Here is an 18028-nt window from a genome sequence, read left to right on the forward strand (position 1 = left end):
TCCTCAACGTGCGGATGTCGGCAAAAGCGGAGTACGCGGTGCGGGCGATGATTCAGCTCGCCACCGTGGACGGCGGCACGCTGGTCAAGACCGACGATTTGGCGCAAGCGCAGGGCATACCGCCGCAGTTTCTGGTCGACATCCTCACCAACCTGCGTACCGATCGCTTAGTGCGCAGCCACCGCGGCCGCGACGGCGGCTACCAGCTGGCCCGTCCGGGTAACGAGATCAGCATTGCCGACGTGCTGCGCTGCATCGACGGGCCGCTGGCCAGTGTCCGTGACATCGGCCTGGGTGACCTGCCGTACTCGGGGCCGACGGCACCCCTGGCCGATGTGTGGCGTGCGCTGCGCGCCAGCATGCGCTCGGTCCTGGAGGAGACAACGCTGGCCGACGTGGCGTCCGGCACCCTGCCCAAGCACGTCGCGAAGCTCGCCGACGACTATCGCAGCCAGGAGAGCCTGCGGCATGGCGCTCCACGCGCCGACTAGCCCGGTTGGCTCAGCCGCCCGATCCGTAGGGCCGAGTCAAGATCTCCATGGCGTGCCCGGAGGGATCCAGGAAGTAGACCCCGCGCCCGCCGTCGCTGTGGTTGATCTCGCCCGGCCGGCTTTGCCGTGGATCGGCCCAATGCTGCAGGCCGCGCGATTGGATCTTGCCGTAGATCGTGTCGAACTCCGGCTCGGAGACGAGGAAGGCGTAGTGCTGGCGCCGGATCTCCTCGCCCTCGGGGGCGTCCGCGTAATCGAGGCTCACCCCGTGCTCGAGTGTGACGACCATGAAGTGTCCGAATGACTTCGGGCTCGGCAGGTCGAAGAGCTCGGCGAGAAATTCCGCGGATTCGTGTTTGTCGCGTGCGGCGACGATGGTGTGGTTGAAACTGATGGACATAGTTCTTTCCAGTATTCACCTACTTGGGCGCGGTCAGCTCCAGCGCGATGTTGTCCGGGTCGCGGAATTCCAGAATGTAGGCCGGCCCGATATCTTTGATCGGCTCGTGCTCGACCCCCACTTCGTCGAGATGTGCTGCCGCGGTGTCTAATTCGTCCAGACTGGCGAGCCGGAAAGCGATGTGGTCAAGGCCGCAACGGTCTTCGTGAAAGCGGTCCGACGCGACCGGCCGCAGCCCGAGCAGCGTGCCGCCGAGGTCGTAGATGACGCCGCCGTACAAGAAGGAGAACTGGTTGCGGGTTGCCTCGTCGGCGTTTTCGGGAACCTCCAGCAGCACCGGCCAGTCGAACACGCTCTCGTAGAACTGCCGTGATCGCTCGATATCGGTGACGGTCAGTCGAACATGCGCGATAGAGGTACTGGCTAGGGACACTTACCCCATGCTGCCACTTGAGCGACCACATGTTGAGGGCGTGCCAGAATCGCGTCGTGCGGATAGCAATGACGATGCCGGTGATGGAGCCGGATTTGGACGCCACGGTGCTCGAGACCTGGGCGCGCGCGATCGACGAGGGCCCCTTCTCGTCGCTGTGCTGGGGCGAGCGCATCGCGTTCGACAACCCGGACAGCCTCACGCTGCTCGGTGCGCTCGCGGCCTGGACGAAGCGGGTGCGGCTGATGACGACGGTGATCGTGCCGCAGCTGCACGATCCGGTGATGTTGGCGAAGGGCCTGGCGACCGGCGACATGCTGTCCGGCGGGCGGTTGACCGTCGGCATCGGTGTGGGCGGCAGGCAGGAGGACTACCACGCGGTGGGCGCCGACCCGGCGTCGCAGACCATGCGCGACATGGCCGAGCGGGTCGCGGTGATGAAGCGGGTATGGGCGGGCGAAAAGATCACCGAGTCGGTGCTGCCGGTCGGGCCCGCACCCGTTGCGCCCGGTGGGCCGCGGCTGCTCGTCGGCAGCATCGGGCCGAAGACCATCCGCAGCGCGGCCGCCTGGGCCGACGGGCTGGCCGGCACCACCCTGGACCTGGACGTCGACAAGCAAAATGAGCTCTTCGATGTCACGCGGGAAGCGTGGGCGCGCGCCGGCAAGCCCAAGCCCCATCTGGTGACGTCGTTCTGGTTCGCCTTCGGCACGCCCGAGCAGTCGCGCGCCCAGGTGCATCGGCACCTGCGCCGCTACATGAATTGGATCCCGGCGGAGTACGTCGACGCCATGGCCCCGATGACCGGCTGGGCCGGCAGCGAAGACGAGCTGGGCGCACTGCTGCGCAAGTTCGAACAGATCGGCACCGACGAGGTTCAGCTGATTCCGACCAGTTCCGACCTCGACCAGGTGCGCCGGGCCGCCGACGTGGCCGCGGCTCTAGGCCGGTAGCCGCTCGCGGCCGACCTCCGGCTGCGGGGGTTGGCCCTTTTGCAGCGTCTCCACCAACTCGCGGTAGGGCCCCACGAGGTAGACGGTGTCGCCGCCGCGCAGCCGCGCGTCGCGCCGCGGGTGCAGCTGGACCGGGGCGTCGTCTCGGGTAATCGCGATGACGCGGGTCTGCGTGGACAGTTCGAACATCCGCAGCCCGTCGAGCTCGCTGCCCGCGGCCACGTGCATACCGCCGACCATGAAGTAGCGCTGGCCGACCGAAAACGTCCCCAGCACCTGCAGGCCCATCGCGGCGCCGACGAACCACGGCGCGGCCAGCGCGACGGTCGAACGAACGGTGTCAAAACCGAACCGCTCGGCCACCGCGCTGCCCAGTACATGGTCAAAGATCCGCAGCACGATCGGAACGTCGGGCCGGATGACCTTCGGCATCACCCGCGGACCCAACATCTCGCGCAGCACGATCCCGGTCTCGATGTTGGTCATGTCGTCGGGGGTCAGCACCGCGATCGCGCGCGCGGTGTCGACGCGGGCCGCTTCCAGCGTCTGGCGCAGCGTCGCGTCCCCGAAGATCACCGGCACCTTGAGTTCGGCGGCGGTTGACAGGTAACGGTTGTTCTCGTCGATCTCGATCACCGCGACCTCGTACCCGGCGGCGGTCAGGTCGGCGACGACGCGGCTGCCGAACGAGCCCATCCCGACGACGACGATGTGGTTGCGCAGATGACGCGCCCGCCGGCGGCCGGCCGTATGGGCGAAGCGCTGTGAGATCAGCAGGTCGGCGATGAACGCGACGAGGACCGCGGTGGTCATCAAGCCGCCGAACATCAAACCAATGCTGAACAGTCGCAGCCAGGTGGGTTGCGAGAGGAAGCTGAAGTCGCCGTAGCCGACCGTCGCGATCGTCTCGGTGCTGAAGTACAGCGCGTCGACCCAGGTCATCTTCGCCTGGGGTTGGTAGCAATAGCGCAACAACACCGTCGAGCCGATCAGCACGGTCAGCACCGCGGCCACCGCCCGCATGAACATCGGGTTGACGTCGTTGCGCAGCCCGCGCGCGATGTCCATGGCCAGACGCACGCGGCGCCGACGGATGCGTGTCGTGTTCGGCCGCGGGGCCTTGATGCCGCGGACGGCCAGTTCCTCGACGGTGCCGATCATCGCGGTCCAGTCGCCGGCGCGCACCTTCAGGTCGCGGCCCGGACAGGTCTCCAGCAAGCCTGGCGCGGGCGAGTTCTCGCCGTGAATCACCGCGACCGGGGCCAGGTCGGCGTAGATCTCGCGCAGCGTCGCGTCGTAGGGGGCCTGCGCGCCCGCGACGAGGAACTTGATGCCGGCCGCCTCGAACGGGTGCGCGGTGTGCGCCAGAGCTGCCTCGACGACCGACGGCGCCGCCAACTCGGCCACATCGAGGATCGCTCCCGGACCGTTGTCGCCGGCGACCGCTTCGCGCAGTACGTCGTTGGCCAACCGGGCGACCACGCGCACATTCGGGTTGGCTTTCCTTGCCAATAACGCGATTTCGAGATTTATCGCGTCGTCATCTCCGGCGCAGACCACGGCGGCTGCCCGCACGATCCCGGCCTCGACGAGGTCGTCCTTGGTGTCGGCGACGGTGTCATCGATGAGCTTGACGACGGTGGCGCCGGCGCTCTCCAGCTCCTCGGCGATCGTCGTCGCCAGCGCGTCGTCACCGCCGACGATGATGTGGCCGTGCATGTTCACCCCGCCTCCCGGAACGTCGCGTTGCTATGACTATCGGCTACTGTGCCGATTTCTGCCAGCAGAACACCCGCCACGGTGACGGCCGGCCCGGCGCTGGGTGCGTATTTTCTTGGGCTGTAATGGGTTTGCGCTAAAGGACACGAACGTCGGAAGGCCCCCAGAACGCGCGCATCGACGTGATCTTCGCGTCGTCGTCGAACGTCATCAGCGAGATGGGCGAGATTCGGGTGCGGGTGTCGCCGGCGTCGAGCGTCAGGTGCCAGTAGAACGCCGCTTCGTTGCCGCCGACGCGTATTTCGGCGAGTTCGGTGTCTTTCTTGGCATCTTGGAACGCCGTGTAGAACTCGCGTACCGCGTCCTGGCCGCGCCGGACTTCCGATCCGGCGGGATCCTCGATGGTGGCGTCGGCGGAGTAGAGGTTCACAATCTCGTCGGTGGCGCCGCCGGCGACGTGTGCGAGGTAGCTGTTGACGGTCTCGGTGATGGCTTCTCGGGAAGGCATGGCTTCGGACGCTACCTGTTCGCCATGGCGGTCGCTTCGGGTTGGTGATACTTGCAACGTGCCTTTCATCGAACGCATCGCATCGCGCGAGATCTATCGGAATCCGTGGCTGGTCTTCCGCGAGGACGACATCCGCCGCCCCGATGGCAGCCCCGGCATCTACGCCGTGGTGGACAAGCCGACGTATGCGCTGGTGATGCCCTATGACGGACACCGATTCCGGCTGGTCGAGCAGTTCCGCTATCCGGTGGGCGCGCGCCGCTGGGAGTTCCCGCAGGGCACGGCGCCCGATCTGGCCGACACCGAGCCCGCCGAGCTGGCCGCGCGCGAGCTGCGCGAGGAAACCGGGTTGAGCGCGACGTCGTTCGAGGCGCTCGGCCTGCTCGACGTCGCTCCCGGTATGACCAGTCAGCGCGGCTGGGTGTTCCTGGCCACGGGGATCTCCGAGGGGCAAGCAGCCCTCGAGCACGAGGAGCAGGACATGCGCAGCGCATGGTTCTCCCGCGCAGACGTCGAGGAGATGATCCGCTCGGGAGTGGTCGCCGACTCGCAGTCCGTGGCGGCCTACGGGCTGTTCCTGCTGCACGGGCGATGAGTTTCGGTGCCGGTAGCGGTCAACCCGTTTATGACGATCAGAGCGCACAATCTCGACGGGTACGGAGCGCCGACGATTGAGTGGGCCCGGGTGCGGGCGGTGCTGGACGCCCAGCTGACGCAGGCCCCGGGTAGCGGCGGTCCGCAACGCCATACGGCGTGGCTCACCACCATCAATCCCGACGGCAGTCCGCACGTACGGCCGGTGGGGGTGATCACGCACGACGGCAGCTGGTATTTCACGTCCGGATCCGCGACCCGCAAGTCTCGTAACCTGGCCCGCGACCACAGATGTGTGGTCAGCGTCGCCACCGATCAGTTCGACCTCGTCCTCGAGGGCACTGCCGAAAAGATCACCGATGGTGACGAATTAGCCGCCGCTGCAGGGGCTTTCGTCCGTTCCGGATGGCCCGCCCAGGTCGACGGCGATGCGCTCACGGCCGAGTACAGTGCGCCGTCGGCGGGTCCGGCGCCCTGGCATGTCTATCGCGCGCAGCCGTCGGCCGTGTTCGCGATGGGCACGTCGGAACCGTTCGGCGCCACGAAGTTTCGCCTGGACTGAGGCATCACCGCCGGATCGTGTCCGTGCCGATACCGCGTCGCGTCGTCGAGTCCGCACCATGGGCACGGTGTGTTCGCGTTACCTGGCCGTGGTGCTCGGCATCGTCGCGGTTCTTGGCGTTCCCGCGATCTCGGCGCACGCAGCGACACCGGTCTGGAATGGCAAGTACTCGTTGGTGAGGTACGCCGTGAACAAAACCGGCACCAGCGTGGCGGCCGGTCAAGCCGAATCGACCTTCAGCGCTGACTACGTCTTCGTCACGTCGTGCGCGTCCGGCAGGTGTGTCGCGACCGCGACGAACGGGCCTGTCCCGAAAAACCCGACGTTGCCTCAGCCATCTCACTACATATGGGATGGCGCCCGCTGGGTGGAGCACTTCGATTTTCAGTGGGATTGCTATATGGGCGAAGGGGTTCCGAGGGTCTGGGCACCCGCGAAGTCGTGGGCGTTCTACACGCCGCAACCAGACGGGTCGCTGCGTGGCACCTGGCACACCGACATCTCCAGCGGCCCGTGTCGTGGAACGGTGGAGATGCCGGTGGCGGCGTTTTCAGCAGTCCCGCAATGACCGAGGCCCGCTCACATTATTACGGGCAGTAGTTGGATTCCGCGGCGCTCACGACGCCGGTCGCGTCGCTGAGGCTGATCCCCGGGTTCTTGCTCTGCACCACTTGGGCCAGCTGATCTGGGGTCTCGCCGGCGGCGCGGTCGACGCAGATCAAGTGCCCGAGCTGGATCAACCCGGTGGGGTCCCCGGTGAGGCCGATCTTCTTGATCTGTGCGAGGTAGGCGTCATCGTCGGCGACCGCAATTCCGGTGCCGACGGTCAACGCGGCGGCAGCAATTGCGGGGACCGTCAATAGGCACAGTTTGCGAGCAGAAATCATGGTCGGCTCCTTGTTTGGGAGGGGCGGTGCAACGGCATCATTATGCGGTTCTCGAGGCGGGTCTGCTCGGCGAATTGACGAAGCGGGCAAAGACTCGCGCCGTGCTGGTCGCTGCGCGGGCGCCAACCGGCTTCCCATGTTCGTGACGGATACTTCGCTGGGCGCGGTGGCTGCGGGCCGTCCGGAACCGAAGCCGGCGCGGCGATTGGCGACGCGCGACGCTGGTTCTCAGCAAATGGCCAGGCTACGACATGAAATGCCGGAACTTTCCAATACTCGCGAAATAGTGACCGGCGGCAATCATGTCTTTTTCGGAGTTTCTCCGGAGCGTCGCTACCCGATGATGGTTAGGTCGGGACTGTGACGTCCCTGGTGAAGTTGCTCCGCGACACCGTCGCGGTTCGGATGGCCGTTGTCGTGGTGCTCGGTGTTGTCGTCGCTTTCCTGGTGGGAGATGCCCTCGGGTCGCGGTATGCGTTGGTCGGCTGGATCACCGCCGCCGGAGTGTATGTGGTGTGGACGCAGCTCATCCTGCGCGGAATGGACGCTGACCAAACCCGCGTGTGGGCGACGCGAGAGGACCCGACCCGCTGGCTCGCCGACGCGATCATCCTGACCGCAAGCGTGGCAAGCCTGGGCGGCGTCGGGTATGTGGTGGCCGCCGGGTCGCGCTCCGGCGCCGAGGCCCTCCAAGCGGCCATCGTCGGCGTCTTGAGCGTGGCGGGGTCCTGGTTCGCGGTGCACACGCTGTTCACCGTGCACTACGCGCGGCTCTACTATTCCGGCGTTCCCGGCGGCATCGACTTCCATGATCCGGAGCCGCCGCGGTTTCAGGACTTCGCGTATGTCGCCTTCACCGTCGGCATGACGTACCAGGTGTCGGACACCGAGATCAACCTGGCGTCCATCCGGGCGACGGTATTGCGACAAGCCCTGGTGTCCTACCTGCTGGGCGCGGTGGTCCTGGCGGTCACGATCAATTTGATCGCGGGGCTGGGCTCCAAGGTGTGATCGGCGTCCAACCGGCCGCCGCGCTGGCGACCAAAAGGCTTGCGGTGGAACGATTTTGAATCGCTAGCCGATTTTCGTCAGGGTAAAGGTGTCGTGCGGGTCGGTGAGGCCGCAGGGCGCGGTGCTGTCCATGAAGACGGCGAGGCCGGTGAGCGTCAACGGGTCCCATGATTGGTGCACGGTGACCGGATGCAAGCTGTTGTCGTTCGAACAGATGGCGGCCTCCGGGATGGTGCGCGTCACGCTGTACAGGCCGTCAATGAACGGGGCATTGAACCCGAAACCCGGCGCGGTCGTCACGTGAGCGACGCAGACCTGCTTGCACGTGGTGTTGATGGTCCACGTTCCGGTGTCGCCGTCCTCGTCGGCGTAGCGGTAGACACCGTTCAATTTCGTGTCGTCGGCCGCGGCCAATGGCTCGGCCGAGGCCGGGGGTGCCGGCAACGTAGCCGCGCCAGCAAATAATGCAGTTGCCGCGATGAATGTGTTGATCCTCATCTTTTCCGCCCTCATGTCGTGGATTTACCGCCGCGCGGGCCACCTGACGAGAACGTATCTGCTAACTAATAGGGAGGATCCCTCTGCTCTGGAACGCATATCGAATTGAAAGACAAATTGGTCGGGTGTACCGAAAAGTCCTATGAAATCGACATGCGTGTCGCAGCACTCAGCAGTGCGGCGCCCAACACCTCTGGTTAGGGCAATAGGTGGCGTGCGCGATGCCGACCATCGATGCCACGTCACCGACCGCGATGCCTCTCGGGTCCAAGTTGGCGTGCACGTCCCGGGATATCTGGTCTGCAGTCCAGCCCCAACCGAGATCGTCACAAATGAGCTGGGCCATCCCGATCAGGGAGGCCTCGTGTCCCGGCGGCCAGGACAGGCCGGCGGCGCGCAGTTGAGCAAGGTATCCGTCATTGACGGGATCGGCAGTCGCCATCGGTGCGCTCGCAACCAGGGCGGCACCAACCATTGCGGGGGCGGTAATTCTGACCAGCCAGGAAGATATGGACATGGAGTCATTGTGCGCCACATGTATGAAGAACAAAGAAAGTCGGGATAGCCGTTGAGCTCCGACAACCTTGGCCATCATGGGTATCCGGCGAGACCGGCGGCGGCCCGGATCTGTCGACGAGCCGCGGCGCGATCAGTCTCGGGAAATATGTAGTGGCTCAACGCAGTCCGTGCGATGGCGCCGGCAAGGTCGCGGGGATCCACCGCCGCGGCCAGCGCCCCCTCGCGGGCACAGCGCTGCAAAACCCCTACCAGCCCTTCGGTGATCATGGGTAGTGCCGCGGCCATCTGGTCGTGCGCGAAGCCCGGCTCGAGGTCGAGCAGCCGCCCCGGGGGCTGAGCCTCGAGGAACCCCGCGACGACGTCGACCGCCGCCGCCAAGCGTGCGACACCGACGACTCCGGACATCGCGTCGTCCATCGCCGTGCTGAACCGACGGCGTTCGCGCTTTCCCATCGCGTCGATCAGGTCTTCTTTGGACACGAAGTAGCGGTAGATGGTGGGCCGCGACACTCCGGCCAGCGTTGCCACGTTCGACAGCGACAATTTGCGGGCGCCGGTCCGGAAGATCAGCCGCTCGGCCGCGTCCAGGATTCGGTCGGACAGATCTCCGTGATCCGAACGGGGCCTGCGTGATTCGGCGGTCGACACCGTGGCGGTCCCTACAGTTTGCCGAGCTTGCGTAGCCACGAGATCAACAGCCGCAGCCCATCGTCAAAAGACATCGGCGCATACCCGAGTCGCCGGGCGGTCAGGTTGTTGTTGGTTCGGGGCTTGCGCTCGCTGCGCGCCGCGGCTTCTGCGATGGCCATCAATGTGGGCCCGAATTCGGCGGTCAGCGCCTCGGGATCGGTGCGGTAGTCGAGATCCTCGACGCGGTGGTCGATTCCGGCGACCTCGCAGGCGCGGTTGATGCCGCCCGCGGTGCTGAAGGTGTCCTCGGGCCGGCCGACCAACAGGTAGCGCTCGCCGGCGACCCCGTCGTCCAGAGCTGCGATCGAGCCCTTCGCGACATCCGCTCCGGCTACCCAGGTCACCGGAAAGGCTAAGTAGCGCTTGATCTTTCCGCGCATACCCGCCAATAGCACCCGGTTGAAACTGGTGCGGTGCAATGCCCGTTCCACCACCAGGCCGGGCCCGAAGATGGCGCCCGGGTGACACGTCAGCACGTCATCGCCGGCAGCCGCGCGCCGGTGGGCCTCCTCGAAGGCGGCGAGTTTGGTGACGGTGTAGGGATCGTTGGGCGGGTTCTTGAGCACCGGCGCCTCTTCGAAGTCGACGCCCGTGCTCAGATCGAGGAAGGTGGCGGTGCTCAGGGCGACGACCCGGCGCATGCCGTGGGCCTTGCCCGCGTCCAGGACGTTCGTCGTGCCGACGACATTGACGGCCCTGAAATCGTCGAGGTCCTGACTCGCACCGCCCAGCAGTGCGGCACAGTGGATCGCCGCCTCGGCGCCCTTGGCGGCGCCCCGCACGTCGTCGGCGTCGCTGATGTCGCCCTTGACCAATTCGACGCCGATCTCGGCCAGCGCCGTGGCCGTGTCGGGATCGCGGACCAGGGCGCGGACGTGGTCGCCGCGCTCGATCAGCTGCTGGCAGACGTTGCCGCCGGTCTGACCGGTCGCGCCGGTGACGAAGATCGTGCTGGCCATCGCGGCCTCCCTCGGACTGCGTTACATATCGAACATATTTAGTGATAACTGTAAACCGTGAAATGGGAATGTTCTATAGTCAGCCCATGGCACTCGATCCCTCCAGCGTGCTCCTGACCGATCGCGTCGCCGTCGTCACCGGTGGGGGCGCAGGCATCGGCCGCGGCATCGCGGCGGGGCTGAAGGCATTCGGCGCACGGGTGGCGATCTGGGAGCGCAACCCCGATAGCTGTGCGGCCGCCGCCGAGGAGATCGGTGCTCTCGGGATCCCCGTCGATGTACGGGACAGCGCCGCGGTGGACGCCGCGCTGCAGCAGACGTCGGGCGAGCTCGGCACGGTGACGATCCTGGTCAACAACGCCGGCGGCGTTTTCTGGTCGGGGATCCTCGAGACCACCGAAAACGGGTGGGACGCCCTCTACAAGTCGAATCTGCGCCACGTGTACCTGTGCACGCAACGAGTGGCCCGCATCCTCGTCGAGCAGAAACTGCCCGGCAGCATCATCAGCGTCACCTCGATCGAGGGGGTGCGGGCCGCCCCGGGCTACGCGACGTATGCGGCCGCCAAAGCGGGCGTCATCAACTACACCAAGACCGCCGCACTCGAACTCGCTCCGCACGGCATCCGAGTCAACGCGCTGGCCCCCGACATCACCTGGACCGAAGGCCTCGAGCAGATAGCGCCGCCGGGATCCAGGCAGCGGATGGGCTTCACGGTTCCGATGGGGCGCGCGGGTCACGTGGACGAAATGGCCGGCGCGGCAGTATTTCTCGCGTCCGAGATGTCCAGCTACATCACCGGCCAGACGATCCACGTCGACGGCGGCACACATGCCGCCAGCGGCTGGTATCACCACCCGGAGACCGGCGTGTACGCGCTCGGGCCGACAACTCAATAGGGATTCGTTAATTCACGTCCGCCGGTCGCAATGGCGGTCGTGTTGATAATTGCTGCGATTAATTAATCGCTGGTATTCATTGCGACATGTGCTGACATCCCGCCGTCAATCGAAATCATTTGTCCGGTGATGTAGCGGGACTGCTCGGAAGCCAGAAAAACAACGAGTTCTGCGACGTCTTCGGGTTGTCCGACGTACGGCGTCAGGGTGGCTCGGCCCAAGCCGTCGAGGATGTCGGGGGACAGGTGCGCACGCACGGCATCGGTCAGGATCAAGCCGGGCACGATGGTGTTCGCCCGGATGCCGCCCTTGCCCTCGCTGGTGGCCACATACATCGTCAGCGCGTGCACCCCCGCCTTCGAGACGCCGTAGGCCAAGCGGGTGCGGTCACCCGACAGTGCCGCGCCCGACGACATGTTGACGATCGAACCTCCACTGCCCCTAAGCATTTCGGGCACGGCGTACTTGCACATCAGCAGCTGGGAGCCGAGGTTTACGTCCATGGAGCGGTGCCACACCTCGAGGGGCATCTCGCAGACCGTGGTATCGCGAGACAGGAAGCTACTGGACGTCAGCGCCGCATTGTTGTGCAGGACATCGACCCGGCCGAACTCTGCCACCGTGGCCTGCACCACGGACCTGGCCACGTCTTCCTCGGCGAGATCGCCGCCGAGGGCGATTGCTCGGGCCCCGGCTCGCCGCATCTCGTCGGCGACCTCGTTGGCCTTTGCCTCATCGATATCGACGACGGCAACAGCCGCGCCTTCGCGGGCTAATTGGGCTGCCGTCGCCGCACCAATCCCGCCGGCACCTCCGGTAACTATCGCGACCTTTCCGGCAAGTCTGGACATCGATTTCTCCTTTTCAGCACCGCACAAAAAAGATAGCCTGAATTAATGCCGCGTATTGCACCAATCCCGATGGAAGAACTCAGCGCGCACTCCCGCGAAATCGTCGATGCCGGCGTCGCCGCCGGGCTCTACGCGACGCCGGTGCCGTTGCAGATCTTCGCCTACCGCAGCGCGCAGCTCGAACAGGTGAACATGGCGCGGACCCACCTCGGTGCCGGCACCCTGCTGGGCGGTCGGATCCTCGAGCTGTTGCGCATCCGCAGCGCCCAACTCGGTGAATGCGAGCCGTGTAGCCAGTCGCGCAAACATGATTCGATCACCGACGATGACGTCGTCTGCCTGCTGGCACCGGGTCACGGCGACCTCACCCCGCAAGAGCAGATGGCGGTCGAGTTCCTTGATCTGCTCTCGGCCGATCATCATGCGATCGACGACGAGTTCTACAAGCGGTTGGGCGAGCATTTCACCGCCGCACAGATCATCGAGCTTGGGTTCACCTGTGCGGGCGTGATGGGGTTGCATCGCTTCATCCACACCCTCAACGTGTACGGCGACTCGGCGCCCGTCATCGAATACGGTCGGGACCAGGTCGACGCGGCGAAATAGATGAGACTCGGTGCGGCCGCCATGGCCATTGCGTCTGCGCTCGCTTTGGCAGCAGCGGCGAATACCACCGCGGCGGCCACGCCATGGTGCGGGGCCGATTCGCTGAAACTCAGTGCCAGTCCACCGATTTCGCCCGGCGAGCAGGTCTATCTGCACTTCTACGTGATCCTGACGAATGTCTCCCGGCAGACCTGCACCCTGCAGGGCTATCCCGGCGTGGACCTAGTCGGCCCCGACGATCCGCCGTTGGGCCCGACCTACAGCCTGCCCAGAGAGAGCGGCGATGTGCGGCCCGTCGTGCTCGCGCCGGGAGCGTCCGCCGCCAGCCTGGTGGCCTTTCTGCCGAAGTTGGGCCCCGACGGCATGGAGCCGGCCTGGCCGCCGACCACGATCGTGGTGACTCCGCCTGACTCGACCGCGCAGCTGCAGACTCCGTGGATTCCCGGCGGTCTCACCGTTTTACGGCAGGGCGATGGCACCCATCCGGGCGGCCAGGTCGGGCCGCTGCAACCGTACGCGTGAATCCCGCGGTGCGGATTGATGACTTGCCGGAATTGAGCTACATACTCGCACTCTCGAAGGACAATGCGGGTGTGCGTGTCGGATGTCGGATTCCTCAGCGGGCAAAATGAAATTTGTTGTGCGACAACCGGTCCCAATCGGATCACCTGAAGACGTCGCCGCCGCGCCGGGCCGACGTCGTGGTTGGGCAGTGCGCTCAATCGCAGCGGTATTCATCTGCCGAACAAGTCAGCCGCTGCGGGCGACGTCTTGGCTCAGGATCTGGGGCCAGGTCTCGACATCGGCCGGGACGTGCGCCACGGTGAGCGTTGACCGCGGCATCAGTGTCGCAAGCGATTCCGCCGTCGACATCGGATGCGCCGGGTCGCCGACCCAGGCAAGAATCGTCGTCGGTACATCGATTCGTGCGACCACCTCGCGAGCGGGCAGGTCGCTGAGAGCCGCGCCTCGAAACAGTGACGGCAGCAGCGCATCGGCCACATCCGGAACTGTTTCGGGCGCGCCGACCGTGGCTGGCGGCGGAGTCGGCCCACGCGCCGACGCGATGAACGCCCCGACTCCCTCGGTTTCGATAAGTTCGGCCGCAGCCCGGTAGATCGCCGCCTGCGCGGGCCGGGTTTCCCACGCGGTGGCCGGGACCATGAGCGTGAGGCCGGCGAAGCGGTCCGGCTCGCGGGCAGCCGCGTGCAGCAGCGTGCCGGTACCCATGGACGGGCCGACTCCGTGCACCCGTTCGCTGGGAAACCATTTGTCGAGCAGCTGCAGAAGATCCTCGGCAAGGCTTTCCCATCGGTAATCCTCGTCGACCTTGCGCCCAGTCGACTTGCCATGGCCGCGTGCGTCGTACCGCAGCAGTCGGGTCCCGCTGAGGCCCCTGCCGAGGTCGAGATTGAGTACCCGGTCACGCGCGCGGCTGGAGGTAAGTCCGTGCAGTTGAACAACCGGATGACCACCCTCGTCGCTCAGTTCAACCGCAAGCTCTGCTCCAGGAACCACGAAAGTGGACATCACGCAACTCTTTTCACGACCCGACGGCTCGCCCCGCGCTGACCGAGCATTCAGGCTATCTGGGGCGTTAGGGTACCGCCATGCGGCTGACCAACGTGGCGCACCTGCGGCTACCCTTCGGACGACTCTGGGGCTACGACGTGTCGGTGTCTGACCTCGGCCGGCAGCTCCCGGTGTCTTTTGACCAACGCATACACGTTGGTGCGGGCCCACGGCCCGGTTCCTGGATGGCTCTGTCCATTCGGTTGTCTGCAGGGGTCAGCCGCCAATCGTTGGCCGATGCGTGGCTGGCGGTGATCGCCCGTCACGGCACGCTACGAACGGCATTCGCACCCGGGCCGGACGGCGACCCGCAGCTGCATGAGATCGATATTCACCCGGACAGGTGGGTCGAGCATGAGATCGCTCCAGGCCAGGCGGTCAACGACGCACTGCGAGTAGTTCTCAATGCGGCGTGCTCGCCCTATGCGCGGCCCTCGCATCGGTTGTGTGTGCTGGAGACTGCCGCCGGATTGACGGTGGTGATCGCCGCCGACCACGCCCACGTGGACATGTGGTCGATGCTGGTGATTGCCCGAGACCTGTTGTCGGTGCTCGCTGACGCGCGCATCGCTCGTACGCCGTCGCTGCAGCCGCCGCCGGCATTTGTCGTGCACACGCAAGCACTGTTGGACCGTCCCGCGGCACCTGACCATGTGCGCGCCCGATGGGCACAAATCATCAGCGACAGCGGTGGGGTCATGCCACGGTTTCCGCTGCCGTTGGACGAATTCGGGCCGCATCCGGAACGCGTTGAAGTGCGTGACGTGTTCGACGTCGATGACGGCGCCGCTTTTGCCGAGCAGGCACGCGAGGACGGTGTCTCGACGCTGGCGCTTGCGGTGGTCGCCATGACTGCGGTGACCCGCGAGTTGGCCGGGGCCCCACTGCGCGCGGTGTTCCCCGTGCACAGCCGATTTGAAGAAAAATGGCACGACTCGGTGGGCTGGTTCATCACCAATTCGGTCCTGGAGTCGGCGGTTGCCGAGCCGCACGCCGCGGCCGCCGCCGTCAAAGAAGCCGTGCAGCTTGGTTCCTGGCCACTGGCCGACGTACTGGCCCCGTGGGGGGGAATGCCAATCGCGCCCGGCATGTTCGCGATTTCCTGGCTGGACCAAACCAGACTTCCGGTGCGCATCGACTCGGTCGGACTCGACGCACAATATGTGAGCGCGAGCGTTGATACCGACGGCGTCATGCTGTGGTTCATCCAGGACGAGTCCGGGCTACATCTACGATGCCGCTACCCAGATACCGCGGCGGCACGAACCAACGTGGGGGCGTGGCTGGACCTGTTGGTGGCGCGCCTACAGGCACTGGCGCAGTCCTCGGTTCGAGGACTGTTGCGGGTAGCGGGCCGCACATATCGTGTGCAGCGCGCGACGCGCGAACACGTGGGGGTGATCGCCCAGCTGCTCTCCGACGACGAATTCGGTCAGGATCGCGAAGGCGCCGAACTCGAACGCTACGAGGCGGCCTACGACATGGTCGTTCGCAACCGATCCAACTATCTCGGAGTCGTCCTGAACAGTTCCGACATGGTCGTTGCGACGGTGCAATTGACCGTCATTCCCGGCCTTTCCCGCGGCGGTGCCACCCGGCTGCAGATCGAGGGATTACGGGTCGCCAAAGCCGAACGCGCACAGGGCCTTGGTACTGCACTCGTCGAGTGGGCACACAACTACGGCCGAGCACACGGGGCACGGCTGGCGCAGGTGACCACGGACGAGGCTCGCGAAAGGGCTCGGGCGTTCTATCGCCGGCTCGGGTACCACGACGCCCACGTCGGGTTGAAATGCACCATCTGAGTCCATGCCGCGGTGAACGTATCAGCGTGCCTAACGGCGACACTGAGGCCCAAAACGGCGTTCTTCATTAGCCGAGCTGACTAACGGAAACGTCCTCTGAACTACAAGAACATGAGTGCCCCGGCAGGATTCGAACCCTGCGGATGCTCGAACTCGATGGTTAAGGCGCGGGCTGACAACACCCCGCATTTGTAATAAGGCGAGCGTAGGCTGCGCCACGATGAGCGTGAGCGCGATCGACACCACGAAGGCGAGCAGGAGCCAGACCGAGTTGCTGGCGATCGTGCAAGCGATCTACGACGACACACCTGGCGTGGCCCATGAGACCAACTGGCTGGAGTGGAAATCCGCTTGATCTCGGCACTCCGGCCGGGAAAGGCACTCTGGCGAAGGTGATCATCGGTTTCGCCAACCGCCAGGTCGCCCAAGCGCTATTGGCTGTCGAGGGCTATGCGTACATAGTCGCCGGCGTTCAACCCCAGAGCGCGCCCGGAGTCGTCAACCTCGACTACGCGACCCTCGCTCAGAAGCTCAAGACGTACATCGATGGTCCATCTTGGGTGCCACACGCCTCCCCGTTCATGGGGAAAACGGTTCTCGTCGTGGTGATCGCGCCACCCCAGCCTGGCGATCCGATTCACGTCCTGGAACGCACCTTCGAGAAAAACAAGGCCACCTACCCAGAGGGCACGATTTTCGTGCGAGGTGCAGCGCAGTCGGAGCCTGCGAAGGCCTCCGAGGTGCGGATGCTGTCAGCGCGTTTGTTGGCCGGTAACACTATCGCCGCCGACGTCGCCCGGCTCGCAGAGGAGAGCGAAGCGCGTCGGGCGGCGGCAGTCGCCGAACATGCCAAGCGCGTCAGTTTCGGGATTGGGGTTCCGCTGCACGGCCAGTCAGGATTTCTGGTCCAGAACCACGGCGACGCCGCCATCACCGACATCTTTCTGCAGTCGGCTAATGGCGCGCCCCTTACCGTCTACTACCCGTCGAGCACGAAGCGGCAGGCCGACTATAAAGAAGGGTCCGTGGGCGCGGGCGAGGCCACCAAGTGGATGGTTCGGCCCGCTGACCAGCACGGTGGCCCTGCGGCTGAGTGGTCGGAGGCAGACAATCTGGTGATGTCCTTTACCGACGCGAACGACGTCCATTGGCGGCGGGTCGGGACGCAACCTCCCGAGCCAGTTTAACGGCTATGCCTTGGCTTTCGACGTAGACGTTGTTCCGAACCGGACCTCCACCAAGTTCCGTCGCCAGAAACGTGTACACAATGAACATCAATAGATGAACGCAGGATGGTGCTCGCAGTAGTCCGCGTCCGCACTCTCTGCAGGACCCAGCGGTTGACTTCGATCATGCCCCCTTCGCAAGCCAGGATGAGACCTGAGCTTTGAACGGCTCTAAGCGTCGATACGCGTCACGCGCAAACGACACCTGCCAGTCAACATCGGTCTGGCGGAGCTCTGCATGGATGTGGATGTAGTTCCGGGCGGTATAAAAGCCCTTGATCTCTCGCCCAAGGGGCTCGTCGAGAATTCCAAGTTTCACGGCCGCTGCAACCTTGCTATCGAACCGAATTTTGGACTCTTGCGTGCGGCGTCTCGCCAGCACTGCCCCGACTATGTCATTGGCGTCGCTAGAGTCGAGACGACGAATGCGTTCCATAATGTGGCCCGGTAACGGACGTTCGACCAGCGCCTCGTACTCATTAAGACGCTGAACTATTGGCGCCTCGGCTGCTTCAACGAACAGAAGGTGATGGATGGACGCCTCGTAGATCGAGGCGTACTGCTGAACCTGCAGCTGCACCTGCGCCTGCCTCGCCCACGGCTCATCAATCCTCAGCCCTTCCCACAGCTTGTAAAGGCACCTCGCCGCATAGAACTCTTGTCCGAGCCGATCACGGAGACCCGAATCGCCAATGAAATCAAAGAAGTTGACGTGCCACGCGAGATCACCCGGCAAGTCGGCGACTGCATAGCCCACGACTTCTGAACGGGTAGATTCGGGGAGAGGCATAGACGGTTCTCCATTCGTGGCGCCGATCGCATGATCTACCTAAATGTTCACAATC

At 65.1% G+C, this 18028-nt stretch carries 24 protein-coding genes; 12 read left to right on the forward strand and 12 right to left on the reverse strand.

The window, feature by feature from the left end; translation table 11 throughout:
* Positions 1–8: 8 nt before the first annotated feature.
* A complete protein-coding gene (locus SKC41_RS15380; protein ID WP_330978364.1) occupies positions 9–491 on the forward strand; it encodes an Rrf2 family transcriptional regulator in 483 nt (160 codons plus the stop codon).
* Positions 492–501: 10 nt separating this feature from the next.
* On the opposite strand, the gene SKC41_RS15385 is transcribed toward SKC41_RS15380, so the two are convergent.
* Entirely contained in the window at positions 502–891 is a 390-nt protein-coding gene (locus SKC41_RS15385) for a VOC family protein (protein ID WP_330978365.1), read from the reverse strand.
* A gap of 19 nt (positions 892–910) precedes the next feature.
* Positions 911–1324: a VOC family protein gene (locus tag SKC41_RS15390; protein WP_330978366.1), complete on the reverse strand. Its 414-nt coding sequence runs from the start codon at positions 1322–1324 to the stop codon at positions 911–913.
* 68 nt (positions 1325–1392) lie between these two features.
* Here SKC41_RS15390 and SKC41_RS15395 point away from each other — a divergent pair, with 68 nt between their 5' ends.
* Entirely contained in the window at positions 1393–2277 is an 885-nt protein-coding gene (locus tag SKC41_RS15395; protein ID WP_330978910.1) for an LLM class flavin-dependent oxidoreductase, read from the forward strand.
* On the opposite strand, the gene SKC41_RS15400 is transcribed toward SKC41_RS15395, so the two are convergent.
* On the reverse strand, positions 2266–3996 hold the full coding sequence (locus SKC41_RS15400) for an NAD-binding protein (RefSeq protein WP_330978911.1): 1731 nt from the start codon (positions 3994–3996) through the stop codon (positions 2266–2268). The two genes, SKC41_RS15395 and SKC41_RS15400, sit on opposite strands and share 12 nt — an antisense overlap.
* Positions 3997–4132: 136 nt before the next feature.
* Positions 4133–4504 carry a nuclear transport factor 2 family protein gene (locus SKC41_RS15405; protein WP_330978367.1) on the reverse strand — a complete coding sequence of 124 codons (372 nt, stop codon included), beginning with the start codon at positions 4502–4504 and terminating at the stop codon, positions 4133–4135.
* Between SKC41_RS15405 and SKC41_RS15410 the strand changes: the two genes are divergently transcribed.
* The 3 genes from SKC41_RS15410 to SKC41_RS15420 are packed head-to-tail and all read left to right on the forward strand — an operon-like array spanning position 4503 to position 6228.
* Positions 4503–5099: an NUDIX domain-containing protein gene (locus SKC41_RS15410; protein WP_442931618.1), complete on the forward strand. Its 597-nt coding sequence runs from the start codon at positions 4503–4505 to the stop codon at positions 5097–5099. The two genes, SKC41_RS15405 and SKC41_RS15410, sit on opposite strands and share 2 nt — an antisense overlap.
* Before the next feature lie 6 nt (positions 5100–5105).
* Entirely contained in the window at positions 5106–5660 is a 555-nt protein-coding gene (locus SKC41_RS15415) for a pyridoxamine 5'-phosphate oxidase family protein (protein ID WP_330978369.1), read from the forward strand.
* 58 nt (positions 5661–5718) lie between these two features.
* On the forward strand, positions 5719–6228 hold the full coding sequence (locus SKC41_RS15420; RefSeq protein ID WP_330978370.1) for a hypothetical protein: 510 nt from the start codon (positions 5719–5721) through the stop codon (positions 6226–6228).
* A gap of 19 nt (positions 6229–6247) precedes the next feature.
* Here the strand turns inward: SKC41_RS15420 and SKC41_RS15425 are convergent, their stop codons facing one another.
* Complete coding sequence (locus tag SKC41_RS15425; protein WP_239720763.1) at positions 6248–6547, reverse strand: DUF732 domain-containing protein; 300 nt, start codon at positions 6545–6547, stop codon at positions 6248–6250.
* A 405-nt stretch (positions 6548–6952) separates the two neighbouring features.
* On the opposite strand from SKC41_RS15425, the gene SKC41_RS15430 reads away from it, so the two are divergent.
* Positions 6953–7558 (forward strand): DUF1345 domain-containing protein, encoded by a 606-nt coding sequence (locus SKC41_RS15430; RefSeq protein WP_330978912.1) that lies wholly within the window; start codon positions 6953–6955, stop codon positions 7556–7558.
* Between the two features lie 63 nt (positions 7559–7621).
* Here the strand turns inward: SKC41_RS15430 and SKC41_RS15435 are convergent, their stop codons facing one another.
* The 4 genes from SKC41_RS15435 to SKC41_RS15450 form a co-directional block, all read right to left on the reverse strand.
* Positions 7622–8056 carry a hypothetical protein gene (locus SKC41_RS15435; RefSeq protein WP_330978371.1) on the reverse strand — a complete coding sequence of 145 codons (435 nt, stop codon included), beginning with the start codon at positions 8054–8056 and terminating at the stop codon, positions 7622–7624.
* A gap of 169 nt (positions 8057–8225) precedes the next feature.
* A complete protein-coding gene (locus tag SKC41_RS15440; RefSeq protein WP_442931620.1) occupies positions 8226–8573 on the reverse strand; it encodes a DUF732 domain-containing protein in 348 nt (115 codons plus the stop codon).
* Between the two features lie 74 nt (positions 8574–8647).
* Complete coding sequence (locus SKC41_RS15445; protein ID WP_330978372.1) at positions 8648–9223, reverse strand: TetR/AcrR family transcriptional regulator; 576 nt, start codon at positions 9221–9223, stop codon at positions 8648–8650.
* Between the two features lie 11 nt (positions 9224–9234).
* A complete protein-coding gene (locus tag SKC41_RS15450; protein WP_330978373.1) occupies positions 9235–10224 on the reverse strand; it encodes an NAD-dependent epimerase/dehydratase family protein in 990 nt (329 codons plus the stop codon).
* Between the two features lie 86 nt (positions 10225–10310).
* Here SKC41_RS15450 and SKC41_RS15455 point away from each other — a divergent pair, with 86 nt between their 5' ends.
* On the forward strand, positions 10311–11123 hold the full coding sequence (locus SKC41_RS15455; protein ID WP_330978374.1) for an SDR family NAD(P)-dependent oxidoreductase: 813 nt from the start codon (positions 10311–10313) through the stop codon (positions 11121–11123).
* 62 nt (positions 11124–11185) lie between these two features.
* Here SKC41_RS15455 and SKC41_RS15460 read toward each other — a convergent pair whose 3' ends face one another.
* A complete protein-coding gene (locus SKC41_RS15460) occupies positions 11186–11974 on the reverse strand; it encodes an SDR family NAD(P)-dependent oxidoreductase (protein ID WP_330978375.1) in 789 nt (262 codons plus the stop codon).
* A 45-nt stretch (positions 11975–12019) separates the two neighbouring features.
* Between SKC41_RS15460 and SKC41_RS15465 the strand changes: the two genes are divergently transcribed.
* Both SKC41_RS15465 and SKC41_RS15470 read left to right on the forward strand, forming a co-directional pair.
* The gene (locus SKC41_RS15465; protein ID WP_330978376.1) at positions 12020–12580 is read left to right on the forward strand and encodes a carboxymuconolactone decarboxylase family protein; all 561 of its coding nucleotides are present in this window, start codon (positions 12020–12022) and stop codon (positions 12578–12580) included.
* 21 nt (positions 12581–12601) lie between these two features.
* The gene (locus SKC41_RS15470) at positions 12602–13102 is read left to right on the forward strand and encodes a DUF4232 domain-containing protein (protein ID WP_330978377.1); all 501 of its coding nucleotides are present in this window, start codon (positions 12602–12604) and stop codon (positions 13100–13102) included.
* A gap of 228 nt (positions 13103–13330) precedes the next feature.
* On the opposite strand, the gene SKC41_RS15475 is transcribed toward SKC41_RS15470, so the two are convergent.
* Positions 13331–14110, reverse strand: coding sequence for an alpha/beta fold hydrolase (locus SKC41_RS15475; RefSeq protein WP_330978378.1), 780 nt, complete (start codon positions 14108–14110; stop codon positions 13331–13333).
* An 80-nt stretch (positions 14111–14190) separates the two neighbouring features.
* On the opposite strand from SKC41_RS15475, the gene SKC41_RS15480 reads away from it, so the two are divergent.
* The 3 genes from SKC41_RS15480 to SKC41_RS15490 all read left to right on the forward strand — a co-directional run bounded on the left by SKC41_RS15480 (position 14191) and on the right by SKC41_RS15490 (position 17144).
* Positions 14191–15957: a GNAT family N-acetyltransferase gene (locus SKC41_RS15480; protein WP_330978379.1), complete on the forward strand. Its 1767-nt coding sequence runs from the start codon at positions 14191–14193 to the stop codon at positions 15955–15957.
* Positions 15958–16177: 220 nt separating this feature from the next.
* Positions 16178–16312 (forward strand): hypothetical protein, encoded by a 135-nt coding sequence (locus SKC41_RS15485; protein WP_330978380.1) that lies wholly within the window; start codon positions 16178–16180, stop codon positions 16310–16312.
* Positions 16313–16349: 37 nt separating this feature from the next.
* Complete coding sequence (locus SKC41_RS15490) at positions 16350–17144, forward strand: hypothetical protein (RefSeq protein WP_330978381.1); 795 nt, start codon at positions 16350–16352, stop codon at positions 17142–17144.
* A 163-nt stretch (positions 17145–17307) separates the two neighbouring features.
* Here the strand turns inward: SKC41_RS15490 and SKC41_RS15495 are convergent, their stop codons facing one another.
* Entirely contained in the window at positions 17308–17973 is a 666-nt protein-coding gene (locus SKC41_RS15495) for a hypothetical protein (protein ID WP_330978382.1), read from the reverse strand.
* Positions 17974–18028 lie beyond the last annotated feature (55 nt).

The organism is Mycobacterium sp. 050128 (assembly GCF_036409155.1).
In the GTDB taxonomy this organism is placed as follows: domain Bacteria; phylum Actinomycetota; class Actinomycetes; order Mycobacteriales; family Mycobacteriaceae; genus Mycobacterium.

Excerpts from the sequence above, each read along its gene's own strand:
- SKC41_RS15430 (WP_330978912.1), top strand. The coding sequence starts at position 6,953 with ATGGCCGTTGTCGTGGTGCTCGGTGTTGTCGTCGCTTTCCTGGTGGGA.
- SKC41_RS15405 (WP_330978367.1), bottom strand. The coding sequence starts at position 4,504 with ATGCCTTCCCGAGAAGCCATCACCGAGACCGTCAACAGCTACCTCGCA.
- SKC41_RS15440 (WP_442931620.1), bottom strand. The coding sequence starts at position 8,573 with ATGTCCATATCTTCCTGGCTGGTCAGAATTACCGCCCCCGCAATGGTT.
- SKC41_RS15455 (WP_330978374.1), top strand. The coding sequence starts at position 10,311 with ATGGCACTCGATCCCTCCAGCGTGCTCCTGACCGATCGCGTCGCCGTC.
- SKC41_RS15425 (WP_239720763.1), bottom strand. The coding sequence starts at position 6,547 with ATGATTTCTGCTCGCAAACTGTGCCTATTGACGGTCCCCGCAATTGCT.
- SKC41_RS15400 (WP_330978911.1), bottom strand. The coding sequence starts at position 3,996 with ATGCACGGCCACATCATCGTCGGCGGTGACGACGCGCTGGCGACGACG.
- SKC41_RS15435 (WP_330978371.1), bottom strand. The coding sequence starts at position 8,056 with ATGAGGATCAACACATTCATCGCGGCAACTGCATTATTTGCTGGCGCG.
- SKC41_RS15395 (WP_330978910.1), top strand. The coding sequence starts at position 1,393 with ATGACGATGCCGGTGATGGAGCCGGATTTGGACGCCACGGTGCTCGAG.
- SKC41_RS15420 (WP_330978370.1), top strand. The coding sequence starts at position 5,719 with ATGGGCACGGTGTGTTCGCGTTACCTGGCCGTGGTGCTCGGCATCGTC.
- SKC41_RS15485 (WP_330978380.1), top strand. The coding sequence starts at position 16,178 with ATGAGCGTGAGCGCGATCGACACCACGAAGGCGAGCAGGAGCCAGACC.
- SKC41_RS15480 (WP_330978379.1), top strand. The coding sequence starts at position 14,191 with ATGCGGCTGACCAACGTGGCGCACCTGCGGCTACCCTTCGGACGACTC.
- SKC41_RS15470 (WP_330978377.1), top strand. The coding sequence starts at position 12,602 with ATGGCCATTGCGTCTGCGCTCGCTTTGGCAGCAGCGGCGAATACCACC.
- SKC41_RS15450 (WP_330978373.1), bottom strand. The coding sequence starts at position 10,224 with ATGGCCAGCACGATCTTCGTCACCGGCGCGACCGGTCAGACCGGCGGC.
- SKC41_RS15475 (WP_330978378.1), bottom strand. The coding sequence starts at position 14,110 with ATGTCCACTTTCGTGGTTCCTGGAGCAGAGCTTGCGGTTGAACTGAGC.
- SKC41_RS15465 (WP_330978376.1), top strand. The coding sequence starts at position 12,020 with ATGCCGCGTATTGCACCAATCCCGATGGAAGAACTCAGCGCGCACTCC.
- SKC41_RS15385 (WP_330978365.1), bottom strand. The coding sequence starts at position 891 with ATGTCCATCAGTTTCAACCACACCATCGTCGCCGCACGCGACAAACAC.
- SKC41_RS15460 (WP_330978375.1), bottom strand. The coding sequence starts at position 11,974 with ATGTCCAGACTTGCCGGAAAGGTCGCGATAGTTACCGGAGGTGCCGGC.
- SKC41_RS15410 (WP_442931618.1), top strand. The coding sequence starts at position 4,503 with ATGGCTTCGGACGCTACCTGTTCGCCATGGCGGTCGCTTCGGGTTGGT.
- SKC41_RS15495 (WP_330978382.1), bottom strand. The coding sequence starts at position 17,973 with ATGCCTCTCCCCGAATCTACCCGTTCAGAAGTCGTGGGCTATGCAGTC.